This is a genomic window from Pantoea sp. X-Soil-TKNS-1280 (genome assembly GCF_059730475.1).
On the sequence record NZ_AP035962.1, the window covers coordinates 1,372,075 to 1,388,027 of the forward strand.

Genomic DNA, 15,953 nt, shown 5'->3' on the forward strand with positions numbered 1-15,953 from the left:
AGCCCCTCGCGCACTTGACCGCGCCCATCCCGGTTCGCCAGGCTACGCTTGTAACTCAACATACGATAACAATATCGAGGGTGAACGGCATGATTAAGCAGGGTTTACTGGGACTGATAGCATTGGCAATGAGTGTTGGCGCAGCGCAGGCGGCGGATTCGGTGCGGGTGGGTTCAAAGATTGATACGGAAGGTTCGCTGCTCGGCAATATTATTTTGCAGGTGCTGAACAAGCACGGGGTGCCGACGGTGAACAAAATTCAGCTTGGCACCACCCAGGTGGTACGCGGTGCCATTACCGCCGGAGCGCTGGATATCTATCCTGAATACACCGGTAACGGGGCGTTTTTCTTTAATGATGAGAAAGATCCGGCGTGGAAGAATGCGCAGCAGGGTTATGAGAAGGTCAAAACCCTGGATGCGGAGAAAAATCATCTGGTCTGGCTGACCCCTGCACCCGCCAACAACACCTGGACCATCGCGGTACGCAGCGATGTTGCTGAGAAAAACAAACTCACCTCGCTGGCGGATTTGAGCCAGTATCTGAAAAAGGGTGGCACCTTCAAACTGGCAGCCTCGGCAGAATTTATTGAGCGCAGCGATGCGTTACCGGCGTTTGAAAAAGCCTATGATTTCAAACTTGATCAGTCACAGCTACTGTCGCTGGCGGGCGGCGATACGGCGGTGACCATCAAAGCGGCGGCGCAGCAAACTTCCGGGGTGAATGCGGCGATGGCTTACGGCACTGATGGCCCGGTCGCGGCGCTGGGGCTGCAAACGTTGACCGATCCGAAAGGCGTACAGCCGATTTACGCGCCCACCCCGGTGATCCGCGATGTTGTGCTGAAGCAATATCCTGAGATTGCCAGCTGGCTACAGCCGGTGTTCAGCAAACTCGACGAAAAGACGCTGCAACAGCTTAACGCGCAGATCGCGGTGGAGGGTCAGGATGCCAGTCAGGTGGCTAAAACGTGGCTACAGCAGAATAAGTTGCTGTAACGCGTGGCATTGATCACGCAAAGGCCACGCCAGCAACCGGTGATTCTGCTGCTGGTGGTGCTGCTAAGCCTGACGTTTGCCACGCTGCCGCTGCTCAGTTATGCCGCCAACCGGCTGGTGTCAGGCCAGCCGCTGTTGCTGTGGCAGATCCCACTGGGGGGAGGGCTGCTGCTTCCTATGCTGGCACTCTGGCTGTTGTTGTTGTGCCAGCCCGGTCGCCGTAGCGCATTGCTGCTGCTGGTGAGTGCCGAATGCCTGTTTACGCTGCTGATCTGGCTGGGTGGACATCAGGCGACGCTCCTGGCGCAGAGTGGCAGCCGGCTGGCGCGCACCGCTTTTGGTAGCGGATTATGGAGTGCGGCGGCCCTGTCTCTGCTGCTGGCCGCCGAAGCGGTGCGTCAGCTCAGCCCGCAAACCACATGGCGCATCCTGCTCAATCTGCAAATGTGGTTGTTACCACTTGGCCTGTTGCTGAGCGGCCATCTCAATCAACTTTCCCTGTTAAAAGAGTATGCCAACCGTAGCGCGACCTTTGACGCGGCTTTCAGCCAGCATCTGACCTTGCTCGGTGGCACGCTGCTGCCGACGCTGCTGATTGGCCTGCCGCTCGGCATCCTCATTGCCCGGCGCACACGCTGGCAGCAGGCGGCGTTTAGCGTGCTGAACCTGATTCAAACCATCCCCTCGGTAGCGCTGTTTGGCCTGCTGATTGCGCCATTGGCCGGGCTGGCTGCCCATTTCCCGGTTCTCGGGCGCTGGGGCATTGCCGGTATTGGCATGGCACCGGCGCTGATTGCGCTGGTGCTGTACGCGTTGCTGCCGCTGGTGCGCAGCGTGGTGGCGGGTCTGCAGCAGGTGCCGCCAGAGGTGCGGGAAACGGCGCGCGGTATGGGGATGAGCCGCTGGCAACAGTTCTGGCATGCGGAACTGCCGCTGGCGCTGCCGGTGTGGCTGTCCGGGTTGCGGGTGGTGGTGGTACAGACGCTGGGGCTGGCGGTGGTTGCGGCGCTGATTGGCGCGGGGGGGTTTGGCGCCATTCTGTTTCAGGGGTTGCTGAGTAGCGCCCTGGATTTGGTGCTGCTGGGGGTGATCCCGGTCGTTGCGCTGGCGGTCATCGCCGATGCGCTGCTGCGTTTAGTGGCGGCACTGCTGGAGAGACAACATGATTGAATTTCATCAGGTAAATAAAATCTTCGACGGTAAAGCGGCGGTGCGCAACCTGTCGCTGCAGATTGCAAAGGGGAGCTTTACGGTGCTGATTGGCACCTCTGGTTCCGGTAAATCCACCACGCTGAAAATGATCAACCGGCTGGTAGAGCATGATAGCGGGGAAATTCGCTTCGCCGGTGAGGCGATTGAACGCATGGATGCGCGTGCGTTACGGCGGCGCATCGGCTATGCCATTCAGTCCATCGGCTTGTTTCCGCACTGGAGCGTGGCGAAAAACATCGCTACCGTGCCGTCGTTGCTGGGTTGGCCACAGGCGCGCATTCGCGAGCGCGTGGCGGAACTGCTGGCGCTGCTGAATCTGGACCCGCATCTGTCCACCCGCTATCCGCATCAGCTATCTGGCGGGCAGCAGCAGCGTGTCGGCGTGGCACGTGCGCTGGCGGCCGATCCCGAATTATTGCTGATGGATGAACCGTTCGGTGCGCTCGACCCGGTGAACCGGCAGGCGTTGCAACAGGAGATGCTGCGCATTCATCGGCTGTCCGGCCGCACTATCGTGCTGGTGACGCACGATATCGACGAGGCGCTGACGCTGGCAGATCATCTGGTGCTGATGGATGGTGGGGAGATTGTGCAGCAGGGCAAACCGATCGAACTGCTGACTCAGCCCGCCAGCGATTTTGCGCGCGAATTTTTTGGTCACAGTGAACTGGGTGTGCGTTTGCTGGCACTGGGGCGGGCCGGTAACGCGGTACGGCGCGGGGAATGGCTGGAGACGGAGCCGATCGCCGCGGCGCTCACGCTGCGCGAGGCGTTGTCGCAGTTCATTGCCCGACGTACCGACAAGCTGCCGGTGGTCGATCAGCATCAGCAACCGCTTGGGGTGCTGCATTTTAGCGATCTGCTGCACCAGCGCGAGGCGGGCTGATGCGCTGGCTCAAAGATCCGCTGAGCTGGCTGCTGGCGCTATTTCTGTTGCTGCTGTGGGGGTTGCCATACAGCGCGCCGCTGTTTAGCGCCTGGTTTCCGCAGCTGGAGCGGCCTTTATATCAGCAGGACAGTTTCTGGCGACTGGCGCTGGCGCATTTGTGGCTGGTGGTCAGCGCCAGCGTACTGGCGATGGTGGTCGGGGTGAGTTGCGCGGTGTTTGCCACGCGCCAGAGCGGACGGGCCTTTCGCCCACTGCTGGAAACACTGGCCGCCGCCGGTCAAACTTTTCCGCCAGTGGCAGTACTGGCCATCGCGGTGCCGGTGATGGGGTTTGGCGCGCTGCCTGCGGTGATCGCGTTGTTTCTGTATGGTTTGCTGCCGATTTTACAGGGTACCCTCGCCGGGCTGGATAGCGTACCCGCCAGCAATCGTGAAATCGCCATCGGTCTTGGCATGGGACCATGGCGGCGTTTATGGCAAATTGAGCTGGCCCTGGCTGCGCCGGTGATCATGGCCGGGATTCGTACTTCGGTGATGATCAACATCGGTACGGCGGCGATTGCGTCAACGGTGGGTGCGGAAAGTCTGGGATCGCCGGTGATAATCGGCCTGAGCGGATTCAACACCGCCTACATCATTCAGGGGGCGGTGCTGGTGGCGTTGCTGGCGCTGGTGTGCGATCGCGCGCTGGAGCGGTTGCAGCGCTGGCTTAGTTGGCGTGAAGGATAAGGCTGTAGCCAACCAGCATCAGGCCGCCCATACCACCGAGCGCCATCACGGCAAACAGGGTGGAGATGAAGATTTTTTGCCAGTTCATGTCGAAACCTGAAAAAAGTCATGGAGGGCGGCATGATAACGCGCACATCCGCCGAGGCAAAGGCCGATGTGTGCGTTTTTACTGCATCGGATCGTGCAGGTGGATATTAAAGCCCTGCGCCTGCCAGTGTTCCAGTTGCTCATGCTGACGGCGGGTCAGTTTTTTTCCTGTCCAGACAAACAGATTCTGGCCGGGGAACAACTCCGGGCGCGGCAGTTCCAGCGGTTCTGCCAGCACATCCATCCGCCATCCCAGCTGCGATAGCCGCCAGGCTTCCAGCCAGATACGTGTGCGATCTTCCACGCCCCAGCCGATCATCAGCGCATCTTTCCCGGCTTTTTTACGTGAGCCGGTCAGGCAAAACGTCACGTAGTCAATTAACGCGCCATCCAGCAGGCTGCACATGGTACGTGCGGTATTCTGATCCAGCCCAAGTCGTTGACGCACCGGCACAATGACGTGATCGATCAGCGCATCCACCGGATGTTCACGCCCGATGGTGGCGATTTTGGCCCGCAGCTTGGAAGGTCTGACATGGCGCAACACGCTCATCAGTTCTTCCTGTAGCGTGTTCCAGCCATCATGCACATTGACGCTTTCCCCTTCCAGCAAGGCTTTCACCTTACCCACGGGCACGCCACTTTCTATCCAGCGCTTGATCTCTTCAATGCGCTGAACATCTTCATCATCAAACTGTCGGTGACCGCCTTCGGTGCGCTGGGGCTTTAACAGACCGTAACGTCGCTGCCATGCGCGAAGTGTTACCGGATTGATTCCACAGCGTTCGGCAACGTCACCGATACTGTATAAGGCCATATCTTCCTCAATCTACTAACCTGCGATACCTCACCATAACTGTGGTTGCAAACTTGTACAATTAAATTTTTTTTGTACAAGTTGACGTGGGTCATGTTTTCAGGCTTTATCTCACATATGAGAAATTAAATCCATATATGAGAGGTTATCATGTCTGAACCGGATACCGAAGACCGTCTGGCCGCACGTCTGGCGGAATTACGCCTGCAACGCGGCTGGTCGCTGGATGAACTGGCGATGGCCACCGGCATCAGTCGGGCGACATTGTCGCGCATTGAGCGCGCGGAGACCAGCCCAACGGCAGCGTTGCTTAACCGGCTCTGTGTTGCCTACGGTCTCACCATGTCGCGTTTACTGAGTGAGGTCGAGGAGGACGCGCTGCTGCTGCTGACAGCCGAACAGCAGCCGGTATGGGTGGATGAGCAGAGCGGCTTTCAGCGCCGCAACGTTTCGCCACCTGCTTCTCATTTTAGAGCAGAAATGGTGGAAGCGGTGCTGCAACCGGGGTCGCGTATCGATTATGACGCGCCGCCGGTGCAGGGGCTGGAGCAGCATATCTGGTTACAATCCGGTGAACTGACCATCACCATGGAATCGCAAAGCTGGACCTTACAGGCCGGTGACTGCCTGCGTTTCCATCTGAACGGCAAATCTTCCTTTACCGCGCACCCGCAGGGCGGGGCACGTTACATTCTGGTGGTGTGCAAACCATGATTGAGATCGAACAGCTTAGTGCCAGCCAGGCGCAACCCTTAATTGGCGCGTTGTGTGATGTTTTGCAGGGCTGCGTGGCAGATGGGGCCAGCGTGGGTTTTATCGACGCCAGCGATAGGGCGGTGATTGAGCGTTTCTGGCAGGACAAAATTTTCAGCCTTGCCAGTGGCGATAATCAGCTGCTGGTGGCGCGTCTGCACGGTGAGATCGTGGCGACGGTGATGGTGGGCTATAGCGCGATGCCCAATGGTCGTCACCGTGCCGAGATCAGCAAATTGCTGGTACATCCGCGTGCTCGTCGTCAGGGGATTGCCCGACGCCTGATGCAGCAGGCAGAACAACTGGCGGCAGATAAAGGGAAAACCTTGCTGGTGCTGGATACGCGTAGCGGTGATGTGGCGACGGCCCTCTATCTGTCGCTTGACTGGCAGATTGCCGGTTCCATTCCGTACTATGCCGAGTCCACGGAAGGCGTACTGGATGCCACCACCGTGATGTTTAAGACGCTGCGGGCACTCGCATGATTGTGGTGGCGCAGGAGTCGATTCAACAGCCGGATGCCGACTGGCTGCTGGATCGCTTATCCACTACGCTGGCGCAGCTCACTGGCAGCAGCGGGCGCGCCAGTTTTGACCCGGACGCGATGCAGCAATCCGGCAGTTGCTTTGCCATTGCGCGCGATGCTCAGCGCAGGCCGGTGGGCTGTGGCGCGTTTCGTCCGTTGCAACCGGGTATCGCCGAACTGAAGCGGATGTATGCATTAAGCGGTGGGCAGGGCATCGGTGCGGCACTTTTACAGTTTCTGGAACAACAGGCACGGGCGCAGGGCTATCAGGCAATGTGGCTGGAAACGCGCAAAGTTAATCGGCGTGCGCTGGCGTTCTATGCCCGGCAGGGCTACCAGGCGATTGCCCCTTTTGGTCACTATGTTGGTAATGCGGCGGCGCAGTGTCTGGGGAAAGTGCTGGTTTAAACCTTACCTATTCATAATCACACCTGACGCACGGTTATCCCATCGTACTTTGTAAAAAAAATGGAAAAATCGTGCGAGGTGACTATATGTTAATTCAGTAGAGTGGAATATTGAATAAAGCGGGTAGATGGAGTCAGTTTCAACTATTCAATCGGGGTTGCAATCTGAAATGGTAATATAATAAATGCCTCATAACAGGAAAAGGTTTTCTGGCGATGTCAACGGGAAGTAAAATGATTAAAGATATGAGGCATTATGAAAATTTATACCCATCTCAACTTCAGATATGCTGAATGCCATGATCCCAATCTCCATCATGCGAAGAAAAAAAACAGGGTCTGCACATCCTATTTAATCCCAGAAATAACCGCCTCTTATAATGTCAGCCACCAAATCTCGTCAAATATCGCACGCCATGCGACCACGGATTATTTAAAGCTAAACTGGAGAGATGCCGGGCAGGTATTAACATTCGCGATGTTACTGGCAAGTATTGCACCCGCTTCAGGGAGCGATGGAACACCGGACAAGGCGGTGGCTGTACTCAGCAGTGCCGGTAAGGTTGCGCCTGTAGCCGCTCCCGCTATCATGCTGCCCTCTCAGCATCAGTCAAACAAAAGATCGCGCCGGGAGATTGTCCAGCAAAGGGAAGAGACGGACGGTAAGATTTCCCAAATGAAAGATTGCAAAAGAATACTGGATCGTATTATCGAAGATAATGAAGTGGTGATATTTAGCCAGTCTTATATGAGCATTCTTTGTCAGATGATATTTGATAACATTAGAGAGGCGAACAGCGAATTAAATATGATGTTACAAACCTACGGGGATCAAAGCTGCCTGCTGGATTGTGATGAGACGATGTTGAAAATTGCTGCCAATATCGCGTTTCTCACTGAGAAAATTAACCACCTTGATAAAATGCGCATTGAGCTGAATGATTCGCCCATCACGCCTGATGATAATGAGATAAGAAAAGGGATCAGGGAAAAAAAACGTTTCGCACAGGCTGTGATTACGGAGAATTCTGAGCTGAGCCGCACATGTGAAAATAATAAAGCGCGGGCAGAGAGGGTTCGTACTGATGCGCGGCTTAACAAAAATAACTTTATGTTTAATTGCGATGGCGTTTTCTCCCCGCACGTCGCGATACCGGATTTTGACGATCATCCGGCAGATACCGCGTTTTATAAGGTGCGCAACCATGTGAATCAGATGAAGAAGGCGCGAGGTGAGGCGGAAGTGGAAATCGTGCAGGCTGAAAACGAGCGCGGCAGACTCAGGATGGTGGCCAGTCCGAGGCTGGGCTGATAAACCTGATGCGATATTGGGTTGTGGCGTTCATCTCCGCACCAACCGTAGCGGCGCGATTTATCGCGCGGGTGTGCACCAAATTAGTGCGCCACCTCAGCCTCCGGGATCGCCAGTGCCTGCATAAACAGCCGGATAATCGGGTTTATTTTGCGGCCTTTCTTCATCATCAGGCAGAACGGATTTTCCATGCGTATCGATTCATCACCCAATTCACATAGCTGACCGCGCGTAATAAACGCAGCCGCGTAGTGTTCAGGTAAATAACCAATAAAATGTCCGGTCAGAATCAGCATGGCAACAGATTCAACCTGAACCGCCTGTACACCGCTGTCTTGTAATGGAATCAGGCGTCGTGCATCGCGCGGGGTAACATATAAATGATTAATGACTTTTTGCTCGCGTAATAATTCCAGCGATATTTTATTGTCACGACTGCCGGAATAAAGTGGGTGACCAGTGGAACAATATAATTTCGAATATTCTTTATATAACGGGAAGTAATCGAAATCACTTTTCATTTCATAAACTGGCGCGATGCCGCAATGAAATCGTCCTTCGCTAATACCGCGTTCAATATCATCTAATTGCGCCGTTTGCAGACGGATTTGCACTTTTGGTGCATTCTGGTGCAACTGCTGCACCGCGCTGGTGACCGGCGATTGTGGATCGGAAATGGTGTTATCCACCACGCAAATGGCGATGTCGCCCAGCAGCTCGTTGCGGCTGTTGTGCAGGCGTTCACGGAACAGGTTGAGGGAGACAAACAGCTCCAGCGTCGCCTGATAGACATTGATGCCGTACTGCGTCAATTCAAAGCCTTCGCGCCCGCGGCTGCACAGTGTCATACCCAGACGAATTTCCAAATCGGAAACCTGCTTACTGATCGCCGCCAGACCAATATTCAGCTCATGGCTGGCCGCGGTTAATCCACCGGCTTCCACCACACATTTAAATACGCGCAGCAATTTTAAATCGATATTACTTAATGCCAGCACCGCATTATCGCTGCGATTGATTGCATTGTTTCCAGACTGGGAAACTTTACTTTCCATCTTTGCTATTCAACTCCGGAATTATTGCGGTGAAAGTGTAGTGAACCTGAAATGTGCCACGTTTACCAGCACGGAAATAAAATAAGTTTTTATTATCGCTGGCACGCCATTCATCTCGCTATTGATTATCTGTAAGGGAAAATTGCATGTCTGATAAAGCCGAACTGTTATGGGGTGCGCGTTTTAAAGCGGCGCCTGCCGCCAGTTTAACTGCGCTGTCTCGTAGCCCGGATTACTACTTTGCCCTGGCTCCTTACGATTTAGCGGGTTGTCGCGCCCATGCTCGCGAACTGATGCGTGGTGGCCTGCTGAGCGACGCAGAACTGAGCACCATGCTGGCCGCGATTGATCAACTGGATGCTGACTTCCGCGCCGGTCAGCTGCATCCCATCGCCGCTGACGAAGATGTGCATACCTTTATCGAACGTGCGCTGACGGAGCGCCTGGGGCCGCTGGGTGGCAAGCTGCGTGCCGGTCGTTCACGTAACGATCAGACCGTCAACGATTTGCGCCTCTATCTGCGCGACAACGGGCGTAAGGTGGTGACCGCGCTGCTGGGTTTGCAACAGGCGCTGGTTGAGCAGGCGGCGCAGCACACCGAAAGTGTGGCACCGGGCTTTACCCATCTGCAACAGGCGCAGCCGATTGTGTTTGGTCATCAGTTGCTGGCCCATGCACAATCTTTCGCCCGCGATATCGAACGTATGCAGGACTGGGATCGTCGCAGCGCACGCTGCCCGCTTGGCGCTGCCGCAATGGCCGGTTCGGCGATTGCGCGCCAGCCGGAACTGGCGGCGGTGGATCTGGCCTACCTCGCACCGTGCGAGAACTCGATTGATGCCGTTGCCAGCCGTGACTACGCCGCGGAATTCCTGTTTGTCACCAGCATGATTGGCATCAACCTGTCGCGCCTGTGCGAAGAAGTGTGCATGTGGGCCTCGCGCCAGTTTCGCTGGGTCGAGCTGCACGACAGCTACGCCACCGGCAGCTCGATCATGCCGCAGAAAAAGAACCCGGATATTGCCGAGCTGACGCGTGGTCGTTCCGGTCGTCTGGTCGGTAACCTGATGGCGCTGCTCACCACCATGAAAGCCATGCCGCTTTCCTACAACCGTGATCTGAGCGATGACAAACGCAACGTGATTGATGCGGTTGATACCCTGCTGCTGGTGCTGCCAGCGATGGCGGGCATGATGGCGACACTGAAATTCAATACCGACGTGATGCGCGAGCAGGCACCGGATGGCTTTACGCTGGCGACTGAAGTGGCCGACTGGCTGGCGATGCGCGGCGTACCGTTCCGTGAAGCCCACGAAATCACCGGCCAGCTGGTACAGCTGTGCGAGCACGAAGGTTGTGGCCTGTCGGACCTCAGCGACGCACAACTTCAGGCGGTGGATAGCCGTCTCACCGCCGAAGTACGCGGCGCGTTAACGCTGGAGTCAGCGCTGGCGGTGCGTAACGGTTACGGTGGTACGGCCCCGGAACGCGTGCGCGAGCAGCTGGCGCGTCTGCACACCCTGATGCAGGCCCAGCAGCAGTGGGCTGATGATTACGCTGGCCCGCGTGCCTGAGGAGACGCTTATGTCGCAATCGACACCGACTGAACTCAACAACGCCAGCCGCCAGCCGCATTACGATCTGGATCGCTATCAGGTGGTGCCGCGTCGTTATTACGGGCGAATCACCGCTTCGGCGGTGATCCTGATCCTGCTGGCGTTGCTGGTGAACGCGTTTGCCCACGGCAATATTGAATGGTCGTTCGTTGGCCAGTTCTTTACCGCCAAAGCGATTCTCGACGGGGTGGTAAACACCCTGATCATGTCCGTGCTGGCGATGGGCTTTGGCATCCTGTTCGGGGTGATCACCGCCATCATGTATATGTCGCCCAACCCGGTGCTGCATTACATCGCGGTCGGTTACGCCTGGATCTTTCGTGGCACGCCGCTGATTCTGCAACTGCTGCTGTGGTTTAACCTCGCGCTGGTCTTTCCCACCATCAGCATACCGGGTGTGTTTAGCGTGCAGACCGTCACGGTTATGACACCATTCCTCGCGGCATTACTGGGTCTGAGTATCAACCAGGGGGCTTACACCTCCGAAGTGGTGCGCGCCGGATTGCTGTCGGTGGACACCGGCCAGTACGAAGCGGCGAAAGCCATCGGCATGCCGCGCTTGCAGGCGCTGCAACGCATCATCCTGCCGCAGGCGATGCGCGTCATCCTGCCGCCGGTCGGCAATGAATTTATCAGCATGATCAAAACCACCAGTCTGGCGAGCATGATTCAGTACTCCGAACTGCTCTACAACACCCAGAACATCTACTTCGCCAATGCGCGCGTCATGGAGCTGCTGTTCGTGGCGGGTATCTGGTACCTGATCGTGGTGACGGTGCTGTCGTTCGGCCAGAGCCAGCTGGAACGCTACTTCTCACGCGGCCACCGCCGTCATCACTAAGAGAGTCCGAGATGAGAAACATCGTGCGCGCCGTCAAGGTGAACAAATATTTCGACCAATTCCACGCGCTGAAGGATGTCAGCCTCGAAGTGAATTACGGCGAGGTGATGTGCATCCTCGGCCCATCCGGCTCCGGTAAAAGCACCTTTTTGCGCTGCATTAACCAGCTGGAGAAGGTCGATCAGGGCGGTATCTGGGTCGATAACGAACTGGCGGGGTACCGCATCAATGGCAACAAACTCTATCCGCTGAGCGACAAGCAGATTGCCCGTCAGCGTCTGCAAACCGGCATGGTGTTCCAGCGCTTCAACCTATTCCCGCATAAAACTGCGCTGGAAAACATTATCGAAGGGCCATGCCGGGTGCTGCTGCGTCCGAAGCGTGAAGCCAGCGAAGAAGCTATGGCGCTGCTGGATCGGGTTGGTCTGGCTCACAAGGCCCATGACTATCCGCAGTCGTTATCCGGTGGTCAGCAGCAGCGCGTGGCGATTGCCCGTGCGCTGGCAATGAAACCGAAATTAATGCTGTTTGATGAGCCCACCTCGGCGCTCGACCCGGAAATGGTCGGTGAAGTGCTGGCGGTGATGCGTCAACTGGCAAAAGAAGGCACCACCATGCTGGTGGTCACTCATGAGATGGGCTTTGCCCGTGAGGTGGCGAACCAGGTGGTGTTTATGGATGAGGGACGCATTATCGAGCAGGGCGCGCCAGAAGACATTCTGCTGAACCCGCAAAACCCACGGATGAAAAACTTTATCAACGCGATTCTTCTTTAACTACCGGGGTGAAATAAATGAAAAAGTTGTTACTGAGCGCCATCAGCGCCGCACTTTTGCTGCAATCGACGGCCTGGGCTGCCGACATCGCCGTACCAGCGGCAATTAAAGAGAAAGGTTTGACCGTGGCGATTATGCCGAACTACCCGCCAATGGACTTCAAAGATCCGGCCAGCAACCAGCTGACCGGCGTCGATTACGACCTCGGTATGGCGATTGGCCAGAAGCTGGGCGTGAAGATTAACTGGCAGGAAATTGCCTTTGAACAGATGGTCAACGCGGTCGTCACCAAACGCGTTGACATGGTGATGTCCGGCATGACCGACACCAAAGAACGCCAGAAGGTGGTCAACTTTATCGATTACTTCAAAACCGGTCCGCAGTTCTACACCTTATCCGCGCGTAGCGACATCAACAGCGCGATGGATCTGTGTGGCAAACGCGTCGGCACCAGCCGCCGTACCACCTTCCCGCAGGAGATTGCTAACTGGAGCAAGGCGCACTGCGAAGCCGCTGGTAAGCCTGCCATCATCGTGGTGGGTGCAGAAGGGACGGCGGATGCGCGTACCCAGCTGCGTCAGCGTCGTCTGGATGGCGCGGTGCAGGGCAGCGAAACCCTGCCGTACATCATGAACCTGGAAAAAGGCACCTTTAAGCCACTCGATAAAGCCTTCTCCTTCCAGTACACCGGCATGGCGATCGGCAAAGATGCCGGGGATTTGACCAAAGCGGTACAGGCAGCGCTGGATGCGATGATCGCCGATGGCAGCTACCAGAAGATCCTCAGCAAATGGGGTCTGAACGACAATGGCGTGGCACAGGCCACGGTGAACCAGGGCTAACAGGAGGCCTTCGATGCAACAACCGGGCGCAGTGCGCTGGCCGCAGGGTAAGCGCGGCTGTATGGCGCTGGCATTTGACCTTGACGGTCCCACCGGTGATGCCATGTTGAATGGCAGCCTGTGGTCCACGCCAGAGTATTTCACTTTTGGCGCTTACGGTCCGTACCGTGCGCTCGGGCGTTTGCTCGATATGCTGCGGGCGTTTCAACTGCCCGCCACCTTTTTTGTTCCCGCATGGGTGGTGGAGCAGTGGCCGCAGCAGTGTCAGGCGATTGTTGAGCAGGGCCATGAAGTGGCCTATCACGGCTACCGCCACGAATCTTTCTGGGCCATTTCCCCCGAGGAACAGCGGGCGGTGATGGCGCAATCGGCGGCGATTTTTAAACAATATCTCGGCATCACCGCCTGTGGCTTCCGCACGCCATCAGGCGACTGGCATGCGGAAACTCCGCAGATCCTGCGTGAAGCCGGCGTGATTTACTCCAGCAGTATGCGTGGCGACGATCGTCCCTACAGCATTGCGGTGGCAGGGCACACGCCGCTGGTGGAGATCCCGGGCAAATGGGAGATGGATGATTACGCTTCGCTGGCCTATACGCGCCAGCCTGACTTCCCGAAAGGTGGCGATCGCATCAGCAGCTATGCCCATACGCGTGATAACTGGCAGCGGGAATTTGATGGGGCGATGGATGAGGGGCTTTGCCTGACCACCTTGTTCCATCCAAAAATCTCCGGCCAGCCGGGACGTCTGCTGCTGCTGGAGCAGCTGTTTGAACATATGACGGCGCGTGATGATGTGTGGTTTGCGCGCTGTGATGCGGTGGCGCAGTGGTATTTGCAGGAGCAGCAACATGACTGAATCTTCCCGCTGGCCGCTGGGATTCCAGTCGGCGGCGATCCTCACCATCGATTTTAACGATATTCACGGCATTCTCACCCAGGCACCGGCGGTGGCCGGACGGGATAAAACCCTGTCGGTGTGGCGCTATGGCACGCTGCGCGGGGTCGATCGTCTGCTGAATTTGCTGGCGGAAAAACAGCTGAAAGCCAGCTGGTGCTTACCGGCGATAGTGGCGGAAGAGCAGCCGGAGTTGGTGCAACGTATGGTCGCCGACGGCCATGAAATCGCCTGTAGTGGCGATCGCCATGAAGATTTCTCCAGCCTGACGCTGGAACAGCAAATCGCCAGCATTACGCGCGGCTGCGACAAACTGGCGCAGGTAACCGGCCAGCCGGTTACCGGTTTTCGCACCCCGGCGGGGCAATGGAAACCCGGACTGGCACAGGCGTTGATCGAACTGGGCATCCGCTGGTCATCGAGCTGGCGCGGTGACGATCTGCCGTATTTCCACCCCGGCACCCGGCTGGTGGAACTGCCGATGCACTACACGCTGGAAGATGAACCTTACTTTGCCTTTAATCTCAGCCCGGCCATTCCGCCGGGGCAATCCCGTATCGCCCCTTATGCTGAAACCCTGGCTAACCTGACGCAGGATTTCCACGGTTTTCATCGCTTTGGCCTGTGCTACCTGCTGCGGCTGCACCCGGAAATCATCGGCACTGCCGGACGTATCGGCCTGCTGCGAACGCTGCTGGAGACGCTGCAACAACACAACGTCTGGATCGCCACCGCGCAACAGGTGGCCACGCACTGGCAAAGCCAGCCGGACAATGGACCGGATCATCCGGCGGAGGTGTTCACCCGTGTTACCGGAGAGATCAATGCTTAATCAGCTGGCGAGTTTTATCGCCGATACCCGCTTTGAGCAACTGCCGGAGGCGCTGGTGGATCAGGCCAGACGTCACTTGCTGGATACGCTCGGTGCGGCACTGGCCGGCAGCGACAGCCCGATCTGGCGTGAGTGTCTGGCACTGGTAAAGGAAGAGGGCGGATACGCGCAGGCGCAGGTGTGGGGCAGTGCCGGGCAGGTCAACGCGCGTCAGGCGGCGTGGCTGAACGGTGTGGCGGCGCATATGTATGAGCTGGATGATACCGGCGGTTGCGATCACTCCGGTGCGGTGGTGATCCCGGCGCTGCTGGCGGTGCTACCGCTGGCAGCAACGCCGGTGAGTGGCAAGGCGCTACTCACCGCAATGGTCATCGGCTATGACATTGGCCGCCGCGTGCTGGAAGCCTGTGGCGGCTATTCAGCACATAACGGCGCGGGCTGGCACTCGACAGCCAGCTGCGGGGTATTCGGTGCGGCGGCGGCGGTGTGCGCGTTATTGCAACTCAGCCCGGCGCAGTGTGCGTCGGCGCTGGGTATCGCGGCCAGTTTCAGCGGCGGGTTGTGGGGCTTTATTCACGACGGTTCCCACACCAAGAAACTGCATGCGGCGCGTGCGGCAGAAGGCGGTGTGCAGGCGGCATTGCTGGCGCAACGCGGTATCAGCGGTCCTTCGGCGGTATTTGAAGCGCGCTGGGGTGGTTTCCTGCAAACCCTGGCGGCTGAGACGCAGCAGCCAGAGGCGCTGGTCGCCGATCTTGGCGTGGTGTGGAAACTGGCTCGCTGTTCGATTAAACCCTATGCTGCCTGCCGTGGTACTCACGCGGCGGTTGATGCGCTGGGCATCATGCTGCAACAGCAGGCGGTGGCGACGGCGGATATCGCCCGCATTGTGGTGGGACTGAATCCGTTCCTGCTGGAAATGTGTGGTACCCGTGACGTTGCCAGTCTCGCTGCTGCGCAGATGAGTTTGCCTTATGCGCTGACCGCACGGGCGCTGTATGGCGCAGCGGATCTGGACAGTTATGATGATGCGAAACGCCTGCATCCGGATGCCGAAGCGCTGATGGCGCGCATCGAACTGGTGATCGATCCTGAACAGAGCCGGGATGCCGAACCCTGGGTACGGCTGGAGACGGTGCAGGGTGCGCAATGGCAGCAACATGTGCCAGTGCCGTCCGGTGCACCTGCCAATCCGCTGAGCCTGGAAGCACTGGTCGCGAAGTACCGCAGCCTGGCCGTGCGTGTGCTGCCACCTGAACAGGTGGTACTGCTGGAGACGTTGTGTCTGAGGCTGGATGAGATCATTGATGTGAGTGAGATGACGGCGTTATTAGCGACCCGGCCGTCATAAGTTGTAGGGTCGC

The 15,953-nt window shown here is 57.3% G+C and carries 18 protein-coding genes; 15 read left to right on the forward strand and 3 right to left on the reverse strand.

Annotation, left to right across the window (positions count from 1 at the left end; all coding sequences use genetic code 11):
- Nucleotides 1-89 precede the first annotated feature (89 nt).
- From osmF to AC6I8X_RS06445, 4 genes are read left to right on the forward strand one after another with little or no spacing between them, the layout of a single operon-like run.
- On the forward strand, nucleotides 90-998 hold the full coding sequence (gene osmF, locus AC6I8X_RS06430; RefSeq protein ID WP_497840751.1) for a glycine betaine ABC transporter substrate-binding protein OsmF: 909 nt from the start codon (nucleotides 90-92) through the stop codon (nucleotides 996-998).
- 9 nt (nucleotides 999-1,007) lie between these two features.
- Nucleotides 1,008-2,168 carry an ABC transporter permease gene (locus AC6I8X_RS06435; RefSeq protein ID WP_497840752.1) on the forward strand — a complete coding sequence of 387 codons (1,161 nt, stop codon included), beginning with the start codon at nucleotides 1,008-1,010 and terminating at the stop codon, nucleotides 2,166-2,168.
- Nucleotides 2,161-3,096 (forward strand): ABC transporter ATP-binding protein, encoded by a 936-nt coding sequence (locus AC6I8X_RS06440; RefSeq protein WP_497840753.1) that lies wholly within the window; start codon nucleotides 2,161-2,163, stop codon nucleotides 3,094-3,096. The genes AC6I8X_RS06435 and AC6I8X_RS06440 overlap by 8 nt, the downstream gene beginning before the upstream one ends.
- Nucleotides 3,096-3,827: an ABC transporter permease gene (locus tag AC6I8X_RS06445; protein WP_497840754.1), complete on the forward strand. Its 732-nt coding sequence runs from the start codon at nucleotides 3,096-3,098 to the stop codon at nucleotides 3,825-3,827. The genes AC6I8X_RS06440 and AC6I8X_RS06445 overlap by 1 nt, the downstream gene beginning before the upstream one ends.
- Here AC6I8X_RS06445 and AC6I8X_RS06450 read toward each other — a convergent pair.
- A complete protein-coding gene (locus tag AC6I8X_RS06450; protein ID WP_013508398.1) occupies nucleotides 3,808-3,915 on the reverse strand; it encodes a YohO family small membrane protein in 108 nt (35 codons plus the stop codon). The two genes, AC6I8X_RS06445 and AC6I8X_RS06450, sit on opposite strands and share 20 nt — an antisense overlap.
- A 78-nt stretch (nucleotides 3,916-3,993) precedes the next feature.
- Entirely contained in the window at nucleotides 3,994-4,731 is a 738-nt protein-coding gene (locus AC6I8X_RS06455; protein WP_313685905.1) for a MerR family transcriptional regulator, read from the reverse strand.
- A gap of 150 nt (nucleotides 4,732-4,881) precedes the next feature.
- Here AC6I8X_RS06455 and AC6I8X_RS06460 point away from each other — a divergent pair, with 150 nt between their 5' ends.
- The 4 genes from AC6I8X_RS06460 (at nucleotide 4,882) to AC6I8X_RS06475 (ending at nucleotide 7,729) form a co-directional block, all read left to right on the forward strand.
- On the forward strand, nucleotides 4,882-5,445 hold the full coding sequence (locus AC6I8X_RS06460) for a helix-turn-helix domain-containing protein (protein ID WP_299446630.1): 564 nt from the start codon (nucleotides 4,882-4,884) through the stop codon (nucleotides 5,443-5,445).
- Nucleotides 5,442-5,969, forward strand: coding sequence for a GNAT family N-acetyltransferase (locus AC6I8X_RS06465; RefSeq protein ID WP_313685908.1), 528 nt, complete (start codon nucleotides 5,442-5,444; stop codon nucleotides 5,967-5,969). The genes AC6I8X_RS06460 and AC6I8X_RS06465 overlap by 4 nt, the downstream gene beginning before the upstream one ends.
- Complete coding sequence (locus tag AC6I8X_RS06470) at nucleotides 5,966-6,418, forward strand: GNAT family N-acetyltransferase (RefSeq protein ID WP_313685910.1); 453 nt, start codon at nucleotides 5,966-5,968, stop codon at nucleotides 6,416-6,418. The genes AC6I8X_RS06465 and AC6I8X_RS06470 overlap by 4 nt, the downstream gene beginning before the upstream one ends.
- 255 nt (nucleotides 6,419-6,673) lie before the next feature.
- Nucleotides 6,674-7,729: a hypothetical protein gene (locus AC6I8X_RS06475; RefSeq protein WP_497840755.1), complete on the forward strand. Its 1,056-nt coding sequence runs from the start codon at nucleotides 6,674-6,676 to the stop codon at nucleotides 7,727-7,729.
- 83 nt (nucleotides 7,730-7,812) lie between these two features.
- Here AC6I8X_RS06475 and AC6I8X_RS06480 read toward each other — a convergent pair whose 3' ends face one another.
- A complete protein-coding gene (locus AC6I8X_RS06480) occupies nucleotides 7,813-8,784 on the reverse strand; it encodes a LysR family transcriptional regulator (RefSeq protein WP_497840756.1) in 972 nt (323 codons plus the stop codon).
- A gap of 146 nt (nucleotides 8,785-8,930) precedes the next feature.
- On the opposite strand from AC6I8X_RS06480, the gene argH reads away from it, so the two are divergent.
- From argH to AC6I8X_RS06515, 7 genes are read left to right on the forward strand one after another with little or no spacing between them, the layout of a single operon-like run.
- Nucleotides 8,931-10,358, forward strand: coding sequence for an argininosuccinate lyase (gene argH, locus AC6I8X_RS06485; protein ID WP_497840757.1), 1,428 nt, complete (start codon nucleotides 8,931-8,933; stop codon nucleotides 10,356-10,358).
- 10 nt (nucleotides 10,359-10,368) lie between these two features.
- A complete protein-coding gene (locus AC6I8X_RS06490) occupies nucleotides 10,369-11,241 on the forward strand; it encodes an amino acid ABC transporter permease (RefSeq protein ID WP_313685918.1) in 873 nt (290 codons plus the stop codon).
- An 11-nt stretch (nucleotides 11,242-11,252) separates the two neighbouring features.
- On the forward strand, nucleotides 11,253-12,017 hold the full coding sequence (locus AC6I8X_RS06495) for an amino acid ABC transporter ATP-binding protein (RefSeq protein WP_013508406.1): 765 nt from the start codon (nucleotides 11,253-11,255) through the stop codon (nucleotides 12,015-12,017).
- A 17-nt stretch (nucleotides 12,018-12,034) separates the two neighbouring features.
- Nucleotides 12,035-12,859 (forward strand): ABC transporter substrate-binding protein, encoded by an 825-nt coding sequence (locus AC6I8X_RS06500; protein ID WP_313685923.1) that lies wholly within the window; start codon nucleotides 12,035-12,037, stop codon nucleotides 12,857-12,859.
- Nucleotides 12,860-12,872: 13 nt separating this feature from the next.
- A complete protein-coding gene (locus AC6I8X_RS06505) occupies nucleotides 12,873-13,718 on the forward strand; it encodes a polysaccharide deacetylase family protein (RefSeq protein WP_313685925.1) in 846 nt (281 codons plus the stop codon).
- A complete protein-coding gene (locus tag AC6I8X_RS06510) occupies nucleotides 13,711-14,589 on the forward strand; it encodes a polysaccharide deacetylase family protein (RefSeq protein WP_497840758.1) in 879 nt (292 codons plus the stop codon). Before AC6I8X_RS06505 ends, AC6I8X_RS06510 begins: the two co-directional genes overlap by 8 nt.
- Nucleotides 14,582-15,940 carry an MmgE/PrpD family protein gene (locus AC6I8X_RS06515; RefSeq protein ID WP_497840759.1) on the forward strand — a complete coding sequence of 453 codons (1,359 nt, stop codon included), beginning with the start codon at nucleotides 14,582-14,584 and terminating at the stop codon, nucleotides 15,938-15,940. Before AC6I8X_RS06510 ends, AC6I8X_RS06515 begins: the two co-directional genes overlap by 8 nt.
- Nucleotides 15,941-15,953: the final 13 nt, after the last annotated feature.